General features: G+C 63.6%; 14 protein-coding genes. 8 read left to right on the forward strand and 6 right to left on the reverse strand.

Features of this window, described 5'->3' with window-relative positions; genetic code table 11:
* Nucleotides 1-20 precede the first annotated feature (20 nt).
* The 6 genes from E2K99_RS12050 to E2K99_RS12075 all read left to right on the forward strand — a co-directional run bounded on the left by E2K99_RS12050 (nt 21) and on the right by E2K99_RS12075 (nt 7,541).
* Nucleotides 21-1,007 carry an ABC transporter permease gene (locus E2K99_RS12050; RefSeq protein ID WP_134222355.1) on the forward strand — a complete coding sequence of 329 codons (987 nt, stop codon included), beginning with the start codon at nt 21-23 and terminating at the stop codon, nt 1,005-1,007.
* 11 nt (nt 1,008-1,018) lie between these two features.
* Nucleotides 1,019-2,032 carry a LacI family DNA-binding transcriptional regulator gene (locus E2K99_RS12055; protein ID WP_134222356.1) on the forward strand — a complete coding sequence of 338 codons (1,014 nt, stop codon included), beginning with the start codon at nt 1,019-1,021 and terminating at the stop codon, nt 2,030-2,032.
* Nucleotides 2,033-2,068: 36 nt separating this feature from the next.
* Nucleotides 2,069-2,968 (forward strand): ribokinase, encoded by a 900-nt coding sequence (gene rbsK / locus E2K99_RS12060; protein WP_121040193.1) that lies wholly within the window; start codon nt 2,069-2,071, stop codon nt 2,966-2,968.
* A gap of 21 nt (nt 2,969-2,989) precedes the next feature.
* On the forward strand, nt 2,990-3,382 hold the full coding sequence (gene rbsD / locus E2K99_RS12065; RefSeq protein WP_134222357.1) for a D-ribose pyranase: 393 nt from the start codon (nt 2,990-2,992) through the stop codon (nt 3,380-3,382).
* Nucleotides 3,383-3,608: 226 nt separating this feature from the next.
* A complete protein-coding gene (locus E2K99_RS12070; RefSeq protein WP_134222358.1) occupies nt 3,609-5,342 on the forward strand; it encodes a methyl-accepting chemotaxis protein in 1,734 nt (577 codons plus the stop codon).
* Between the two features lie 186 nt (nt 5,343-5,528).
* Nucleotides 5,529-7,541, forward strand: coding sequence for an AsmA family protein (locus E2K99_RS12075; protein WP_240733896.1), 2,013 nt, complete (start codon nt 5,529-5,531; stop codon nt 7,539-7,541).
* A gap of 12 nt (nt 7,542-7,553) precedes the next feature.
* Here E2K99_RS12075 and E2K99_RS12080 read toward each other — a convergent pair whose 3' ends face one another.
* Nucleotides 7,554-8,384: a VOC family protein gene (locus E2K99_RS12080; RefSeq protein WP_134222359.1), complete on the reverse strand. Its 831-nt coding sequence runs from the start codon at nt 8,382-8,384 to the stop codon at nt 7,554-7,556.
* 236 nt (nt 8,385-8,620) lie between these two features.
* Between E2K99_RS12080 and E2K99_RS12085 the strand changes: the two genes are divergently transcribed.
* A complete protein-coding gene (locus E2K99_RS12085) occupies nt 8,621-10,672 on the forward strand; it encodes a response regulator (RefSeq protein ID WP_134222360.1) in 2,052 nt (683 codons plus the stop codon).
* Between the two features lie 285 nt (nt 10,673-10,957).
* Nucleotides 10,958-11,371: a DUF2306 domain-containing protein gene (locus E2K99_RS12090; RefSeq protein WP_121040200.1), complete on the forward strand. Its 414-nt coding sequence runs from the start codon at nt 10,958-10,960 to the stop codon at nt 11,369-11,371.
* Between the two features lie 3 nt (nt 11,372-11,374).
* Here the strand turns inward: E2K99_RS12090 and E2K99_RS12095 are convergent, their stop codons facing one another.
* The 5 genes from E2K99_RS12095 to E2K99_RS12115 all read right to left on the reverse strand — a co-directional run bounded on the left by E2K99_RS12095 (nt 11,375) and on the right by E2K99_RS12115 (nt 14,651).
* Nucleotides 11,375-12,070, reverse strand: coding sequence for a VIT1/CCC1 transporter family protein (locus E2K99_RS12095; protein ID WP_134222361.1), 696 nt, complete (start codon nt 12,068-12,070; stop codon nt 11,375-11,377).
* A gap of 423 nt (nt 12,071-12,493) precedes the next feature.
* Nucleotides 12,494-13,369, reverse strand: a complete 876-nt coding sequence (locus E2K99_RS12100) for an MBL fold metallo-hydrolase (protein ID WP_134222362.1) — start codon at nt 13,367-13,369, stop codon at nt 12,494-12,496.
* A gap of 87 nt (nt 13,370-13,456) precedes the next feature.
* On the reverse strand, nt 13,457-13,885 hold the full coding sequence (locus tag E2K99_RS12105) for a YeeE/YedE family protein (RefSeq protein WP_134222363.1): 429 nt from the start codon (nt 13,883-13,885) through the stop codon (nt 13,457-13,459).
* Nucleotides 13,882-14,331, reverse strand: a complete 450-nt coding sequence (locus E2K99_RS12110; protein WP_134222364.1) for a YeeE/YedE family protein — start codon at nt 14,329-14,331, stop codon at nt 13,882-13,884. Before E2K99_RS12110 ends, E2K99_RS12105 begins: the two co-directional genes overlap by 4 nt.
* Before the next feature lie 2 nt (nt 14,332-14,333).
* A complete protein-coding gene (locus E2K99_RS12115) occupies nt 14,334-14,651 on the reverse strand; it encodes an ArsR/SmtB family transcription factor (RefSeq protein WP_121040210.1) in 318 nt (105 codons plus the stop codon).
* Nucleotides 14,652-14,699: the final 48 nt, after the last annotated feature.

Genomic DNA, 14,699 nt, shown 5'->3' on the forward strand with positions numbered 1-14,699 from the left:
GCCAAGAATCAACGAGACAGATGCAAACTTCTTCCTCTACCCCCGCCGCCAGCCGGCAAGCGGCCTACCTGGCCGGTTTCAAGAACTACCTGGGCCTGATCGCGGCCTTGCTGGCCATGTGCGTGATGTTCGCCTTCCTGAGCGAGAACTTCCTCAGCGCGGCTACCTTCATCACCCTCTCCAATGACATCCCGCCGCTGGTGGTGATGTCGGTGGGCATGACCTTCATCCTCATCATCGGCGGCATCGACCTCTCGGTCGGTTCGGTGATGGCGCTGGCGGCCTCCATGCTGTCCATGGCCATGGTGCGCTGGGGCTGGCCGCTATACGCTGCGGCACCGCTGGGCGTGGTGGTGGCGGCGCTGTGCGGCACGCTGACCGGCCTGGTCTCGGTGCACTGGCGCATTCCTTCCTTCATCGTCTCGCTGGGTGTGCTGGAGATCGCTCGTGGCCTGGCTTACCAGGTCACCAACTCGCGCACCGAATACATCGGCAGCGCGGTGGACGTGATCAGCTCGCCGATTCTGTTCGGCATGTCCCCGGCCTTCCTGTCGGCCATCGCCATCGTGATCATCGCCCAACTGGTGCTGACCCGCACCGTGCTGGGCCGCTACTGGATCGGCATCGGCACCAATGAAGAAGCGGTGCGCCTGTCCGGCGTGAATCCCAATCCCAGCAAGATCCTGGCCTTCGCCCTGATGGGCGCGCTGGCCGGTATCGCGGCGCTGTTCCAGGTCTCGCGCCTGGAAGCGGCTGATCCCAACGGCGGCGTGGGCATGGAGCTGCAAGTCATTGCGGCGGTCGTCATCGGCGGCACCAGCCTGATGGGTGGCCGGGGTTCCATCGTCAGCACCTTCATCGGCGTATTGATCATCTCCGTGCTGGAAGCGGGCCTGGCCCAGGTTGGCGTGAGCGAGCCGATGAAGCGCATCATCACCGGCGCCGTCATCGTGGTCGCCGTGATCCTGGACACCTATCGCCGTCGCGGCCAACGCCACGCCCGCTGAGCGAATTCGCCATGGCCACCATCAAGGATGTCGCCAGGCTGGCCGGGGTGTCCTACACCACGGTCTCGCATGTGCTCAACCAGACGCGCCCGGTCAGCAGCGACGCCCGTGAGCGCGTGCTGGCCGCCGTCAAGGAACTGGACTACGTGCCCAGCGCACTGGCGCGGTCATTGCGCAGCAAGGTCACGGGCAGTATCGGCCTGATCATTCCCAACAACACCAACCCGTACTTTTCGGAGCTGGCACGCGGAATCGAAGACCACTGTTATGGTGCCGGCTACAGCGTCATCCTCTGCAATTCCGACGATGATCCCGACAAGCAGCGCGACTACCTGCAAGTCCTGCAGACCAAGCGCTGCGATGGCCTCATCATCGCCACCCTGAACCAGGCCGATCTCAATCCGGCGGGCAGGCTCGATATTCCGACCGTCCTGCTGGACCGTGCGCCCAAGGAACTGGACATCGACCTGGTCAGCACCGACAACGCGCTCGGCGGCAGCCTGGCGGCGCGCCATCTGCTGGACTTGCAGCGCCGCCACGTGGCCTGCATCGCCGGGCCGGATGGCCTGGAACTGTCGGACGAGCGCGTGCAGGGCTTCCGCCAGACATTGCAGGCGGGTGGCCTGGCGCTGGCTGAGGGCGACCTGCTGCATGCCGACTTCAGCGGCATCGGCGGTTATCAGGCTGCGATGCAATTGCTGCAGGGACGAGCGCAGGGCGCACGGCCGGATGCCATCTTCTGCTGCAACGACATGATGGCCATTGGCGTGCTGCGCGCAGCCGGTGAATTGCAGATCGAAGTGCCGGGCGAACTGTCGGTGGTGGGTTTCGACGATATCGAACTGGCGCAATTCGTCCATCCGCCCCTGACCACGGTGGCACAAAATACCCGCAAGCTGGGCAACCTGACGGCGCAGTTCCTGCTGGAACGCATCGCCGACCCCGGCTTGCCGGCGCGCCGCGAGACAGTGGCCCCGCAACTCCAGCTGCGCGGCTCGACCGCCCCGCGCCGGAACCCGACCTGAACAAGAAACACTTCAACAGAGCACGAGAGAACACACATGATCGTCATCATCGGCAGCGTCAACATGGACCTGGTCCTGCGCGTCCCGCGCATGCCCTTGCCGGGCGAAACCCTGGCTGGCGACAAATTCATGACCATCCCCGGCGGCAAGGGTGCCAACCAGGCCGTGGCTTGCGCCCGCCTGGCCGCACCGGGCACCTCGGTGGCCATGGTGGCCTGCGTGGGCGACGATGCCTTCGGCGGCCAGATGCGCCAGTCGATCACCGCCTGCGGCATTGATGACCGTTACATTGACGAAGTCGCGGGCGAAGCCACCGGCATCGCCTCCATCATGGTCGACGCCAATGCCCAGAACAGCATCGTCATCGCCGCCGGTGCCAATGGCCGCCTGGACGTGGAGCGCATCGAACGCGCGCGCCCCGTGATCGAACAGGCTTCCATCGTGCTGCTGCAACTGGAAGTGCCGATGGAGACCGTCATCCACAGCATCGAACTGGCCCACGCCCTGGGCAAGACCGTGGTGCTCAATCCCGCACCGGCGCAAGCCTTGCCCCGTGCACTGCTGCAAAAGATCGATTACCTGATCCTCAACGAAATCGAAGCCGCCATGCTGGCCGAGGAGCAATCCGAGGACATTCCGCTGCTGGCGCAGAAGCTGCACGGCCTGGGCGCGCGCAACGTGGTGGTGACGCTGGGCGAGAAGGGCGTCTACGGCTCCTTCGCCGACGGCCAGCAGCGCCATCTGCCGGCGCGCAAGGTACAGGCGGTCGACACCACGGCGGCGGGCGACACTTTCATCGGCGGTTTCATCGGTGCCATTGCGCAGGGCCGCGATCAGTTCGACGCCATCGCCTATGCCCAGGCGGCGGCCGCCCTGAGCGTGACCCGCGTCGGTGCCCAGACCTCCATTCCCACGCGCGACGAAGTCGTGCTCTGATCGCTTATCTTTCTGATTGCCATGAAAAAGACTGCTCTGCTCAACGCTGCCATTTCCCAGGTCATCGCCACCATGGGGCATGGCGATACGCTGGTCATCGGGGACGTCGGTTTGCCTGCTCCCGCGGGTGTCCCCGTGATCGATCTGGCGGTGACCCGCGGCGTGCCGGACTTCATGACGGTACTCAAGACGGTGCTCACGGAATTGCAGGTGGAATTCTACGTCGTGGCCGATGAAATGCAGACCGTCAGCCCTGCCTTGGCTGCACAGATTGCGGCGCTGGACCTGCCGCAAGCGCGTACCCTGTCGCATGAAGCCTTCAAGCAGGCGACCGCCGCTGCCAAGGCCTATATTCGCACCGGGGAATGCACCCCTTACGCCAATATCATCCTTGGCGCTGGCGTGGTGTTCTGAGCAAGAGATTTACAAACAAACACATTTATACATCTAGTTGTGTGATGACTTTGCGACACTTGCTGAAATAGTGTCGCGCAACGGTTGTACGATGGGTTGCCTTGGCGCATCATGCGGGCTCCAGAATAAAAATACAGAGGAGCTTGTTTCCCTGTTCGATAACAAGAAGCTGGATCTTCGAGGACTGGAAGAGACAGACAATAAATGAACAGCATAGGGAACCAGCATGTTTGCATATTTCGGGAATCTCAAGGTCGGCGCGCGCCTGGCGATCGTGTTTGCCTTCATCGTGGCCTTGCTGGCCGTGGTGAGCATCACCGCCTTCATCAAGATCAACAACATCAATCGTGCGATCGACCAGATCGTCAATGACCGCTACCTGAAGGTGCGCTGGGCATTCGACCTGCGTGACGGCGTCAACGAGCAGATCAAGTACCTGCGTGGCATGGCCATCGACATCGGCAATCCGGCCGCCAATGAAAAGCGCATCGGCCAGCTGGACGTTGCGGTCCGCGCCAGCAAGGAAGCCCTGGACAAGATCACGGCGCGCCAGGTGACTGCAGTAGGCCAGAAGAAGGCCAAGGCGCTGGATGATGCGCGCCAGCTCTTCGAGACCAGCCGGGCGCAGTTCCTGGCGTTGATCCGGGCAGGCCAGGGCGATGCCGCCGACGAATTCGTCCTGCGCAAGATTACCGATAGCCAGAACGCCTATCTTTCCCTCGCCACCGCCTTCGCCGATTCCCAGGACAGTCAGCTGCGTGCTGAAGGTGCGCAGGCCGTCGCTGACGGTGCGCTGGCGATCCAGGTCACCCTGGCTTGCTCGGCGGTCGCCGTGCTGGCCGCGATCCTGCTGGGGTATTTGATGGTGCGTTCCATCGTCAAGCCGCTCAACGAGGCCGTCCGCGTCGCCGAGAACGTCGCTGCCGGTGACCTGACCACGCGCATCGAACCGCATTCCAAAGATGAGACGGGCCAACTGATGGCGGCCCTGCGCAAGATGAACGACAACCTGGTCGACATCGTCTCCGGTGTGCGTCGCAGTACCGACTCGATTGCCACCGCCTCGGGAGAAATCGCCAGCGGCAACATGGACCTGTCGTCGCGCACCGAGCAGCAAGCCGGTTCGCTGGAAGAAACCGCCTCGGCCATGGAAGAGATGACCTCCACCGTGCGCCAGAACGCTGACAATGCCCGCCAAGCCAACCAGCTGGCTGCCACGGCCTCCGAGGTGGCCTTGCAAGGCGGTGAAATCGTCGGCCGCGTGGTCACCACGATGGAAGAAATCAACCAGTCTTCGCGCAAGATCGTCGACATCATCGGTGTCATCGACGGTATCGCCTTCCAGACCAATATCCTCGCCCTGAACGCTGCCGTGGAAGCGGCGCGCGCGGGCGAGCAGGGCCGCGGCTTTGCGGTGGTGGCTTCTGAAGTGCGCTCGCTGGCGCAGCGTTCGGCGGCCGCAGCCAAGGAAATCAAGGGCCTTATCAGCGATTCCGTCGCCAAGGTGGAGGGCGGCAGCCTGCTGGTGGCCGAAGCCGGCCACACCATGGAACAGGTGGTCCGCAGCGTGCGCAGCGTTACCGACATCGTCGGCGAGATTTCGGCCGCCAGTGTCGAGCAGAGTACCGGGATTGAGGAAATCAACCGGGCAGTGGGCCAGATGGATGAAAGCACCCAGCAAAATGCTGCCCTGGTCGAACAAGCCGCTGCAGCTGCGGGAGCCCTGCAGGACCAGGCCGCCAACCTGGCTACCGCGATCAGCATCTTCAAGCTGGCGCAAGGCCCGCAGGTGACCGTGGCAGCGCCTGCCAAGCCGGCAGCACCCGTCCGGCCGCCAGTTGTGGCCGCGAAGGCAGCGGCCGTCCCGGTTCTCCGTGCGCCTGCCGTGGCGGTCCCGGCGTCCACACCCGCGAGCAAGTCCGCAGCGCGCGCTGACGAAGACCTCTGGGAAACCTTCTGAGCGGTTCCTGACGGTGCTGCCCTCCGCGCTGCCGCTACTCTGACAAGCAGGTGGCGCAGCCTCCTATAGCCTTGGCGCGTCCGCCAGCTGATACTGTTGCGTTTGCAGAACGCAGATCAGTCGATGGCCAGCGGCCAGGGAGGAAGGGGAAACATGCGAGAGGGCGGGGAGACGGCAATCACCATCATGATGAGGCGGGGTTTCAGGTTCCTGACCTGGGTGGCCCTGACGCTGGTCGCATTGATAGCCACACTCGCGCTGGCCGTTGCCCTGTTCGACTGGAACCTGGCCAAGCCCTGGATCACGCGCCAGCTCTCTGCTGTGCTGGCGCGCGAGATTCGTGTCGATGGCCCCATCACGCTGGGGTGGTCGCTGGCTCCTGCGCACAAGGACGGCAGCAGCCCCTGGCTGCCCCAACTGCATTTCACTGCACGCGAACTGCACATCGGCAATCCCGATTGGGCCCGCAGTGCCGACCACCTGCTGCGCGCCCGCACGCTGGATCTGCACTTTTCTCCCTTGCCGCTGCTGCGCTGGCATTGGCACATTACCGACCTGCGCGTCGAAGGCCTGGACCTGGTCATGGAACGCGCCGATGAGCGCCGCAAGAGCTGGCGCTTTTCCGACCAGCCACGTTCACGCTGGAGTTTCGACATTCATCAGATCGTCTTCGAGCGCGCGCTGATCCGTTATGTCGACCAGCCGCTGAACATGGATCTGCACTTCGATGTTCGACCGCTGGTCAGTTCGGCTAACCAGGCCGCGGAGGTACGCCAGGCAGAAGGCGCTGCCAGTGTCGGCCCTGCCAACCCATCGGCCATGGTGTTGCAGGCCGCGATCACCGGGCGCTTTGGAGATGCCAGCATTCAGGGCAATCTGCGCGGCGGAGCCTTGCCCGATCTCCTCAATGAAGACAGTATTTATCCCTTGCAGGCCGAAGGTGAGGTTGGCGAAGTTCATACGGCGTTATCGGGCAAACTCATCAATCCCCATCAATTGACCCGTGCCGAACTGCAGTTGCAGCTCAGCGGCGACAGCCTCGACCGGCTTTACGCCGCCAGTGGTGTCCCGCTTCCCGCCACGCGGCCGTTCACGACCCAAGGTCAGCTCAGCATCACCCGCCTCGATACCGAGACCCGCGCCTGGGACTGGCACTATGCGCACTTCACCGGCAAGGTCGGTGACAGTGATTTCTCCGGCGATGCGCAGTACTACCGCGGCCCCCCCAAGAATCGCTTGCGCGTGACGGCGGAGGCGGGCCTGCTGCGCCTGTCCGACTACGTTCCCGATGCAGGGAAAAAATCCGGCGCGCATCCGGACAAGACCGACACCCGCGTTCTTCCCGATCAGCCCGCCAAACCACAGCGCTGGGCCAAGCTGGATGCCGAGATCGCCTTGCATGCGAAACGCGTGCAGTTGCATCCGGACATCGCACTGCAGGACGCCAGCACCACGCTGCGCCTGCAAGACCAGGTGCTGACCGCCGCGCCACTGCACTTTGCCCTGGCCGGTGGCAAGGGAGAAGGAGAGATACGCCTGGACGGACGCCAGACCGATATCGGCGCGAAGCTGCAGCTGCAAGTGCAGGGTGTGCAGGTGCGTGAACTGTTCCCGCGTCTGGCCCGCATCGATGCCAGCTTCGGCAAGGTCGATGGCCGCGCCACGCTGACTGGCAGCGGCAATTCGGTCGCGGCCATGCTGGCTCATGCCAACGGCGAGATCAAGGCGGACCTCAGCCAGGGCACCATCAGTCAATTCATTCTGGAAGCGGCCGGCCTGAACCTGGCCAATGCAGTGTTCGCCAAGCTGTATCGGGACCAGCAGGTCAAGCTGCTGTGTGGTGCCGCCGATGTCAGCATCAAGGATGGTTTGGCGCAGGTGCGTCATGGCATTCTCAATACCGAGGATGCCGCCATCGACATCAGCGGCCAGGTTGATCTGGCCAAGGAAACCCTCTCGCTGGACGTGGTTCCGCGCACCAAGCAGGTTCGCATCCTGTCGCTGCGTACGCCCTTGTATGTACGTGGCACGTTCGCAAAACCGGACATCGGTGCCAGCAAGGGGGCTCTGGCCGCGCGGGCTGGTGCGGCCGCCGCATTGGCGCTGGTGGCGCCGGTGGCCGCAGTGATTCCATTGATTACGCCGGGACAGAAGATTCCCGACGACTGCGCGCCGCATGCCGCTGCGGCACCCTCTTGAAAGGATTACGTTTCAGTCGGTGAATTCGAAGACGGCATCAAAATCGGGCAGGGCCACCAGCACCCGTTGCGCATCCTGCTGCAACGGCAATCCGAGCGAGCGCGCACCCGCGGCAACAATGGCCCGGTCCACCCCGAAGAAACGCAGCATGGCAAAGGCCGCCGGCCGCGAGGGAGCATGCTCGGCCAACGTGTCGAGACGTGAAGCGAGGGCAGGAGCATCCAGGAACTCCAGCTGGAAGCCATCTTCCCACTGGCCCAGCCGTGCATAGGAAAGGCGGGTCGCCTGAGGATCGCGATCCACCACGACCATGCTGGCAACACCGCGCGCACCATTGGCGTGGGCCATCCACTGCGGACGCCAGACCAGTTCGGGCGTGAAATGATGGCAGGCATAGACGCGTCCGGCGGCGAACTGGCCGGGAATCAGGCGGACCGTGGAGAAGCGCGCATCGATGGCCACCCCGTCCACTTCCACCGGCCGCGAGAAGTGCTGCACCGGTTGCACGGCCAGCCCCAGCGCCAGCCAGGCGTCGTGGCAGGCGGGGACGTCATCGACGGCATAGACCAGGCCATCGAGGCCGAGCGGACTGTCGAGGATTTCCTGGCGGACTTTTTCGCTCTCCCGGGGCTGGCCGATCAGCTCCAGGTAACCGCCTTCGAACATGACCAGATGGTTCACCGAGCCCAACGTATGATGGCCGCGCGGTGTCAGCGTAAAACCGAGCGCATGCAGTTGCGCGTGGGCACGATCGATCTGGTAGTGGGTATTGAGGACCACGTGATCCAGCCGGGCAGGAATATTTTGCGAGGACGGGAGCGTTTTGGAGGAAGCGGTAGTCATAAAAGCCAATCAACAAGAAAGAGCGCGCCAACCAGCAGCGGGCTGCCATTGTAAGGGCAGCCACATGGACTGTCATGGCGGGGGGATTTGTCCGGGAAACTGGCCGCAGGGTCAGGGATTCCATTACTATGCCGACAAGCTCTACCGTAACGACGCAAGCGTGGTGGCGGAGGACGCTCAATCAGAACAGTGCGACGAGGAAGGGCGTAATCTTGGATCAGCAAGCGGCAACGGCAATGGAAAGCAATTCTCCTTTGAGCAGAGCGTATCGGCACGCCTTGCTGGAGGCGATCGATGACGGTTTCTGCATCATCGAATTCATCGATGGTCCGCATGGACCGCTCAGTGATTACGTCCACATCGAAGCCAATTCGGGCTATTACCGGCATACCGGCATCGAGGGCATTGTCGGCAAACGCCTGCGCGAGATCGAGCCGGACAATGCCCAGGTCTGGCTGGATGTCTATGGCCAGGTCCTGCTGACCGGCCAGCCGCTGCGTTTCGAACAGGAATTCCAGGCCGTGGGCCGGCACATCGAAGTGTCGGCTACGCGCGTCGGGCCGGTGGAGATGCGGCAGGTCTCGGTGCTGTTCCGCGACATTACCGTACGCCGCCGTACCGAAGCCGCTCTGCGCGAGAACGTCCAGCGCGTGCAGCTGGCCATGGAGGCCGGGGCCATCATCGGTACCTGGATCTGGGACATCCCCTCCGACCGGTTCAGCGTGGATGACGGTTTTGCGGCCGCCTTCGGCGTTCCCCCTGAGAAGGGCCTGGCTGGCCTGAAGCTGGAAGACCTCATGCAGTCAGTGCATCCGGACGACCGTGATCTGCTTTCCACCCGCATCCGCGAAGCCCTGGCGCGTGGCGGTGCCTATGCCCACCAATACCGCACGCGACGCCGCGACGGCCGCTACTACTGGCTGGAAGCCAATGGCCGCGTGGAGTTGACCTCGGACGGCCATGCCAGCACCTTCCCCGGTGTGCTGATCGACATCGAAGGGCGGCGCGCCGTCGAAGCCGAACGCGATCGCGCACTGGCTGCGCTGCGCGCCCTCAACGACACGCTTGAACAACGCGTGCAGGAACGCACCACTGCCTTGCTGGAAGCCGAGGAAGCCCTGCGCCAGGCGCAAAAGATGGAAGCGGTGGGCCAGCTCACCGGCGGCCTGGCACATGACTTCAACAACATCCTGGCCGGCATCAGCGGCAGCCTGGAACTGATGAAAGTGCGGCTGGCCCAGGGCCGCATCTCGGACATCGAGCGCCACCTCAATGGCGCGCAATCTGCCGTCAAGCGTGCGGCTTCATTGACGCAGCGGCTGCTGGCCTTCTCGCGCCGGCAGACGCTGGATCCGAAATCGGCCGACCTGAACCGCATTGTGGCTGACATGCACGAACTGATAGGCCGCAGCGTGGGCCCGGCGATCACGGTGGAAACCATCGCGGCAGGTGGCTTGTGGAACACCTTCGTGGACGTCGGCCAGCTGGAAAACGCCTTGCTCAATCTGTGCATCAATGCGCGCGACGCCATGCCGCACGGCGGGCGGCTGACCATTGAAACCGCCAACCGCTGGCTGGACGACATTGCCGCCATGCAGCGCGGTGTGCCGCCGGGCCAGTACGTGTCGCTGTGCGTGAGCGATACCGGCACCGGCATGTCGCCGGATGTGGTGGCACGCGCCTTTGATCCTTTCTTCACCACCAAGCCGACCGGGCAGGGCACGGGGCTGGGGCTGTCCATGGTGTATGGTTTTGCCGGCCAGTCGGGCGGTGCGGTGCGCATTTATTCAGAACTGGGTCAGGGCGCGACGCTCTGCATCTACCTGCCGCGCCACCTGGGCGAAGCCGGGGAAGAGGACCTGCCGTTGCCGGACGACGGCTCTGCGGCGGCAGCGCCTGGCAGCAAGACCATTCTGGTGGTCGATGACGAACCGCTGGTGCGCATGGTGACGGTGGAGGTCCTGAGCGATCTGGGCTACAGCGTGCTGGAGGCGGAAGATGGTCCCTCGGCCTTGCGCGTCTTGGCCGCTAATCCCGAGCTGGATTTGCTGGTCACCGACGTCGGGCTTCCCAATGGCATGAACGGCCGCCAGCTGGCCGATGCCATCCGCGCACCGCGGCCCGAATTGCCGGTGCTGTTCGTGACCGGCTATGCCGAGAATGCGGTGCTCAATCATGGTCATCTTGAACGCGGGATGCAGGTCTTGACCAAGCCGTTTGCGGCCGATGTCCTGGCGCGCAGGGTCAGGGAGCTGGTGGGGGAGGAGAGTTCGGATCGCAGCGGGTGATACGGCAGCGGGGGTGCCTCCGGCGGCCCGGGTCGGGTGCCCGAGTGGTTCGTCGTGTTTCCGACCCCGACGTGCTTGCTCCGCCACCAACGCTGAGGACGGCCCATCCCTCGCGCAGGTGGTCGGGGTATTGCGGCAAGTGTTGATCGGACCAGGGCGGCCTGACGACACTAATTCGCTTTGCCGTTGCACTTTGCGGCATCCCATCTGCATTTCGTCGCATCCCGCTATCGTCCTGCCAGCAGCCTCAGCAGAATCGCTCCACCGATTCGCTGAAAGCCTGCCATGTCCCTCACACCTCTCATCGCACTCCATTTGAGCGTCGCACTCGCTGCGGTCGTCATTGGACCCTTCGCCTTCTGGGCCCGGCTCGGCCGCACGGTGCGGCCACGATGGCACCGCGCCCTGGGCTATGCCTGGTTCAGTTGCATGGCCGTTACCGTCCTTTCGGCGCTCTTCATCCGTTCGCATGACCTGCCCAACATCGCGGGCTATACGCCGTTGCATCTGCTGGTGCCAGCTACGGCCTTCCTGCTCTACCGCGGGCTCTCGGCGGTGATGCGTGGTGATATCGCGCTGCATCGGCGCACCATGCAGCGGGTCTACATCGGTGCTTGCCTGGTGGCGGGGGCCTTCACGTTGCTGCCGTCACGCTATCTCGGCCAACTGATTTGGGGGCAATGGCTGGGTTGGCTTTGATGGCTAGACGGTCGCGCCGAAGAAAGACCCGATCGCCGCCGTACACCCCATGGCCAGCGAGCTCCACAAACTCACCCGCAAGGCTCCCTTCCACAAGTTGGCACCACCGGTTTTGGCCGCGACCGCACCCAGTACTGCCAGCGACAGCAGGGCGGCGATCACGATGGCCGGCAACAGGCTGGCGACCGGTGCCAGGAGCACCACCGCCAGTGGCAAGGCCGCACCGACGGCAAAGCTCAGGGCCGAGACGATGGCCGCTTGGACCGGCCGCGCTGCCGTGGTTTCGGAAATGCCCAGTTCATCGCGCGCATGCGCATCGAGGGCATCGTGGGCCATCAATTGGGTGGCGACCTGATGCGCGGTCTCCTGACTCAGTCCCCGGCGCATGTAGATGCCCATCAGTTCGCGATGTTCGCCTTCCGGATCCGTGGCCAGTTCTTCGCGCTCCTGGCTCAGGGCGGCGTGTTCACTGTCCGCTTGTGAGTGCACGGAGACATATTCGCCGGTCGCCATCGACATGGCGCCCGCGACCAGGCCGGCGACGCCGGTCAGCAGCACGTTCTCATGCGTGGCATTGGCCGCCACCACGCCCACCAGCAGGCTGGCAGTGGAGACGATGCCGTCGTTGGCACCCAGGACGGCGGCGCGCAGCCAGGAGATGGCGTCGACCTTGTGATGTTCGAGATGGAATTTGGCCATGACACTTCTGTTCATATACAGGGTTGCGGAATGGCGCAGATTCTAGGGCTGTGCTGCGGCAAAGGCCACGACAATTAGCGAAAATGAGGGCAATTCGTATTTGATGGCGAACTGATGGCGCAGCTTGACCGCCGTTTGTCCCACGAGGATGACAGGCTTTCGGACGGCCATTTCCAGGCAGGCGCTGATGCCGTTGCCCGACTCCGCTTGCTAGGGTGAACGCTTGCGGATGAGTCTTCATTCTGAATTTTGAGCGATCCGTCCGCAGACCCCATTACATCCATGCACAAGGGAGATCTCATCATGGCTGATCGCAAGCCCAAAGCCGCCATCGCCATCGTGGCCGGCATCCTCCTCCTGGCACTGATCGGCGGCCTCGCGCTGCTGGGTCTGTTCCAGTCCTCGGGACACAGCTGACCCTGCTCACACCGCGTTGAGCGGGATCTTCAGATAACGCACACCATTGCCTTCCGCTGGCGGCATCTGTCCGGCGCGCATGTTGACCTGTACCGAAGGCAGCAGCAGCACCGGCATGTCCAGCGTGGCATCACGCGCGCTGCGCATGGCCACGAATGCCTCTTCACTGATCCCTTCGCGAACGTGAATGTTGTGCTGGCGTTCTTCAGCCACGGTGGTCTCGTAGCGCAGTTCGCGGCCTCCCGGCTGGTAATCGTGGCACATGAAGAGTCGTGTCTGCGGCGGTAGCGACAGTACCGCATGGATTGAACGGAACAGCTGCCGAGCATCTCCGCCCGGAAAGTCACAACGCGCCGTCCCATAGTCGGGCATGAACAGCGTGTCGCCGACGAAGGCAGCGCTCTGTCCGCCTTCTTCCACTACATAGGTGACACAAGCCGGCGTATGGCCAGGCGTGTGCATCACGCGCGCCTGCAGCTGGCCGATCCGGAAGGTTTCGCCATCGGTGAAGAGGTGATCGAACTGGCTGCCGTCGTGCTCGAATTCGGTGCCGGCGTTGAAGAGCTTGCCAAAGACCTGCTGCACCTGGCGGATGTGCTCGCCGATGGCGATGCGGCCACCCAGCTTCTGCTTCAGGTAGGGCGCGGCGGAGAGATGGTCGGCATGCGCATGCGTTTCCAGAATCCATTGCACCGTCGCACCGAGTGCCTGGACACGGGCGATCAGATGATCGGCGCTGCGGGTGGAGGTGCGGCCGGACTTCGGGTCGTAGTCCAGCACGCTGTCCACCAGCGCACAGTGCAAGGTGGCGCGGTCCAGCACGAGGTAGCTGACGGTGCTGGTGATGGTGTCGAAATGACCTTCGATATGCAGATTGTCCATGGGTGATCCTGGTGTTTTTTCTTCACATTCAAACGGGCAGATTACGGCAAGATGCCCCCTGTAAGGACACCCTGCGTGCAGCAACATTCATTTCGCCCAAAACCGCTCGCTCCAGCGGAACAGCAGCATGCCGGCCAGCATGGCCAGCACGAAGGCCAGGCCCTTGCCCGATGCCATGCCTAGCAAGACCAATGCCGGTCCCGGGCAGATGCCGGCAATGCCCCAGCCGATGCCGAAGAGCAGGCTGCCCAGCACCAGCCGGCGGTCGATGGTGCGCGCCGTGGGCAATTGCATCGGTTCGCCCAGCAGTGTGCGCTGACGCTTGCGTGCCAGCGTAAAGGCCGGCAGCCCGATGGCGATGGCCCCGCCCATCACCAGGGCCAGCGATGGATCCCACTGGCCAGCCAGATCCAGAAATCCCAATACCTTGGCCGGATCGGCCATGCCCGAGACGATCAGGCCGAGGCCGAACAGCAAGCCGGCGGCCAGCGCGGCGAGGTTGCGCAGAAGCCTCATGGCAGCACTCCTTGCAGCCCCAGCACGTGGCGCAACAGATAGACACTCAGAAATCCGGCCGCCATGAAGCACGCCGTCGCCACCGCCGAGCGTGGCGACAGGCGCGACAAGCCGCAGACGCCGTGACCACTGGTGCAACCGGCACCGTAACGGGTCCCCACGCCGACCAGCAGGCCTGCGAGTACGATGGCCGCATAGCCGGCATCGATGCGCGGCGCGGGCAGGGCGCTTGCCAGTGACACCAGCAGCGGCGCAAGAAGCAAGCCGAGAACGAAGAGGGCGCGCCAGGCGCGATCCGATGCCGAGGGCGGCAGCAGACCGGCGACGATGCCGCTGATGCCGGCAATGCGTCCATTGCAGAGCACCAGCACGCTGGCGGCCGCTCCGATCAGCAGGCCACCGGCCAGCGAGGCGACGGGGGTGAAGGCATTCCAGGCCATGTCCATGTTCATTCCTTGGGGCAATAAAGTTGGTACATCAGTCCCAGCATCTCAAGCAGCTTGGGATCGGCGACACGGTAGTACACCCGCTTGCCCTCGCGCCGCGTACTGACCACCCCTTCGTTGCGCAACACGCCAAGTTGCTGGGACAGTGTGGGCTGGCGGATATCGAGTGTTTCCTCCAGCTCGCTGACGCACATTTCAGCCTGCGATAGCTGGCACATCAGCAACAGCCGGTCTTCATTGGCGAGTACCTTCAACGCGGCCACCGCCTGGCCGGCGGCGCGGCGCATCTGGTCGGCTTGTAGCGAGCTGGGGCTGGTCATGGTGAACACTATTTAATTTAATAATATATTATTTCATATAATAAATGC

It is taken from the genome of Herbaspirillum huttiense (assembly GCF_004367745.1).
Classification (GTDB): Bacteria; Pseudomonadota; Gammaproteobacteria; order Burkholderiales; family Burkholderiaceae_D; genus Herbaspirillum; species Herbaspirillum huttiense.

What these genes read in the sequence shown, in the direction of transcription:
- E2K99_RS12105 (WP_134222363.1), bottom strand. Translation starts at nt 13,885, where the DNA reads ATGAGGCTTCTGCGCAACCTCGCCGCGCTGGCCGCCGGCTTGCTGTTC.
- E2K99_RS12050 (WP_134222355.1), top strand. Translation starts at nt 21, where the DNA reads ATGCAAACTTCTTCCTCTACCCCCGCCGCCAGCCGGCAAGCGGCCTAC.
- rbsD (WP_134222357.1), top strand. Translation starts at nt 2,990, where the DNA reads ATGAAAAAGACTGCTCTGCTCAACGCTGCCATTTCCCAGGTCATCGCC.
- E2K99_RS12095 (WP_134222361.1), bottom strand. Translation starts at nt 12,070, where the DNA reads ATGGCCAAATTCCATCTCGAACATCACAAGGTCGACGCCATCTCCTGG.
- E2K99_RS12085 (WP_134222360.1), top strand. Translation starts at nt 8,621, where the DNA reads ATGGAAAGCAATTCTCCTTTGAGCAGAGCGTATCGGCACGCCTTGCTG.
- E2K99_RS12070 (WP_134222358.1), top strand. Translation starts at nt 3,609, where the DNA reads ATGTTTGCATATTTCGGGAATCTCAAGGTCGGCGCGCGCCTGGCGATC.
- E2K99_RS12055 (WP_134222356.1), top strand. Translation starts at nt 1,019, where the DNA reads ATGGCCACCATCAAGGATGTCGCCAGGCTGGCCGGGGTGTCCTACACC.
- E2K99_RS12090 (WP_121040200.1), top strand. Translation starts at nt 10,958, where the DNA reads ATGTCCCTCACACCTCTCATCGCACTCCATTTGAGCGTCGCACTCGCT.
- rbsK (WP_121040193.1), top strand. Translation starts at nt 2,069, where the DNA reads ATGATCGTCATCATCGGCAGCGTCAACATGGACCTGGTCCTGCGCGTC.
- E2K99_RS12100 (WP_134222362.1), bottom strand. Translation starts at nt 13,369, where the DNA reads ATGGACAATCTGCATATCGAAGGTCATTTCGACACCATCACCAGCACC.
- E2K99_RS12110 (WP_134222364.1), bottom strand. Translation starts at nt 14,331, where the DNA reads ATGGACATGGCCTGGAATGCCTTCACCCCCGTCGCCTCGCTGGCCGGT.
- E2K99_RS12080 (WP_134222359.1), bottom strand. Translation starts at nt 8,384, where the DNA reads ATGACTACCGCTTCCTCCAAAACGCTCCCGTCCTCGCAAAATATTCCT.
- E2K99_RS12115 (WP_121040210.1), bottom strand. Translation starts at nt 14,651, where the DNA reads ATGACCAGCCCCAGCTCGCTACAAGCCGACCAGATGCGCCGCGCCGCC.
- E2K99_RS12075 (WP_240733896.1), top strand. Translation starts at nt 5,529, where the DNA reads ATGATGAGGCGGGGTTTCAGGTTCCTGACCTGGGTGGCCCTGACGCTG.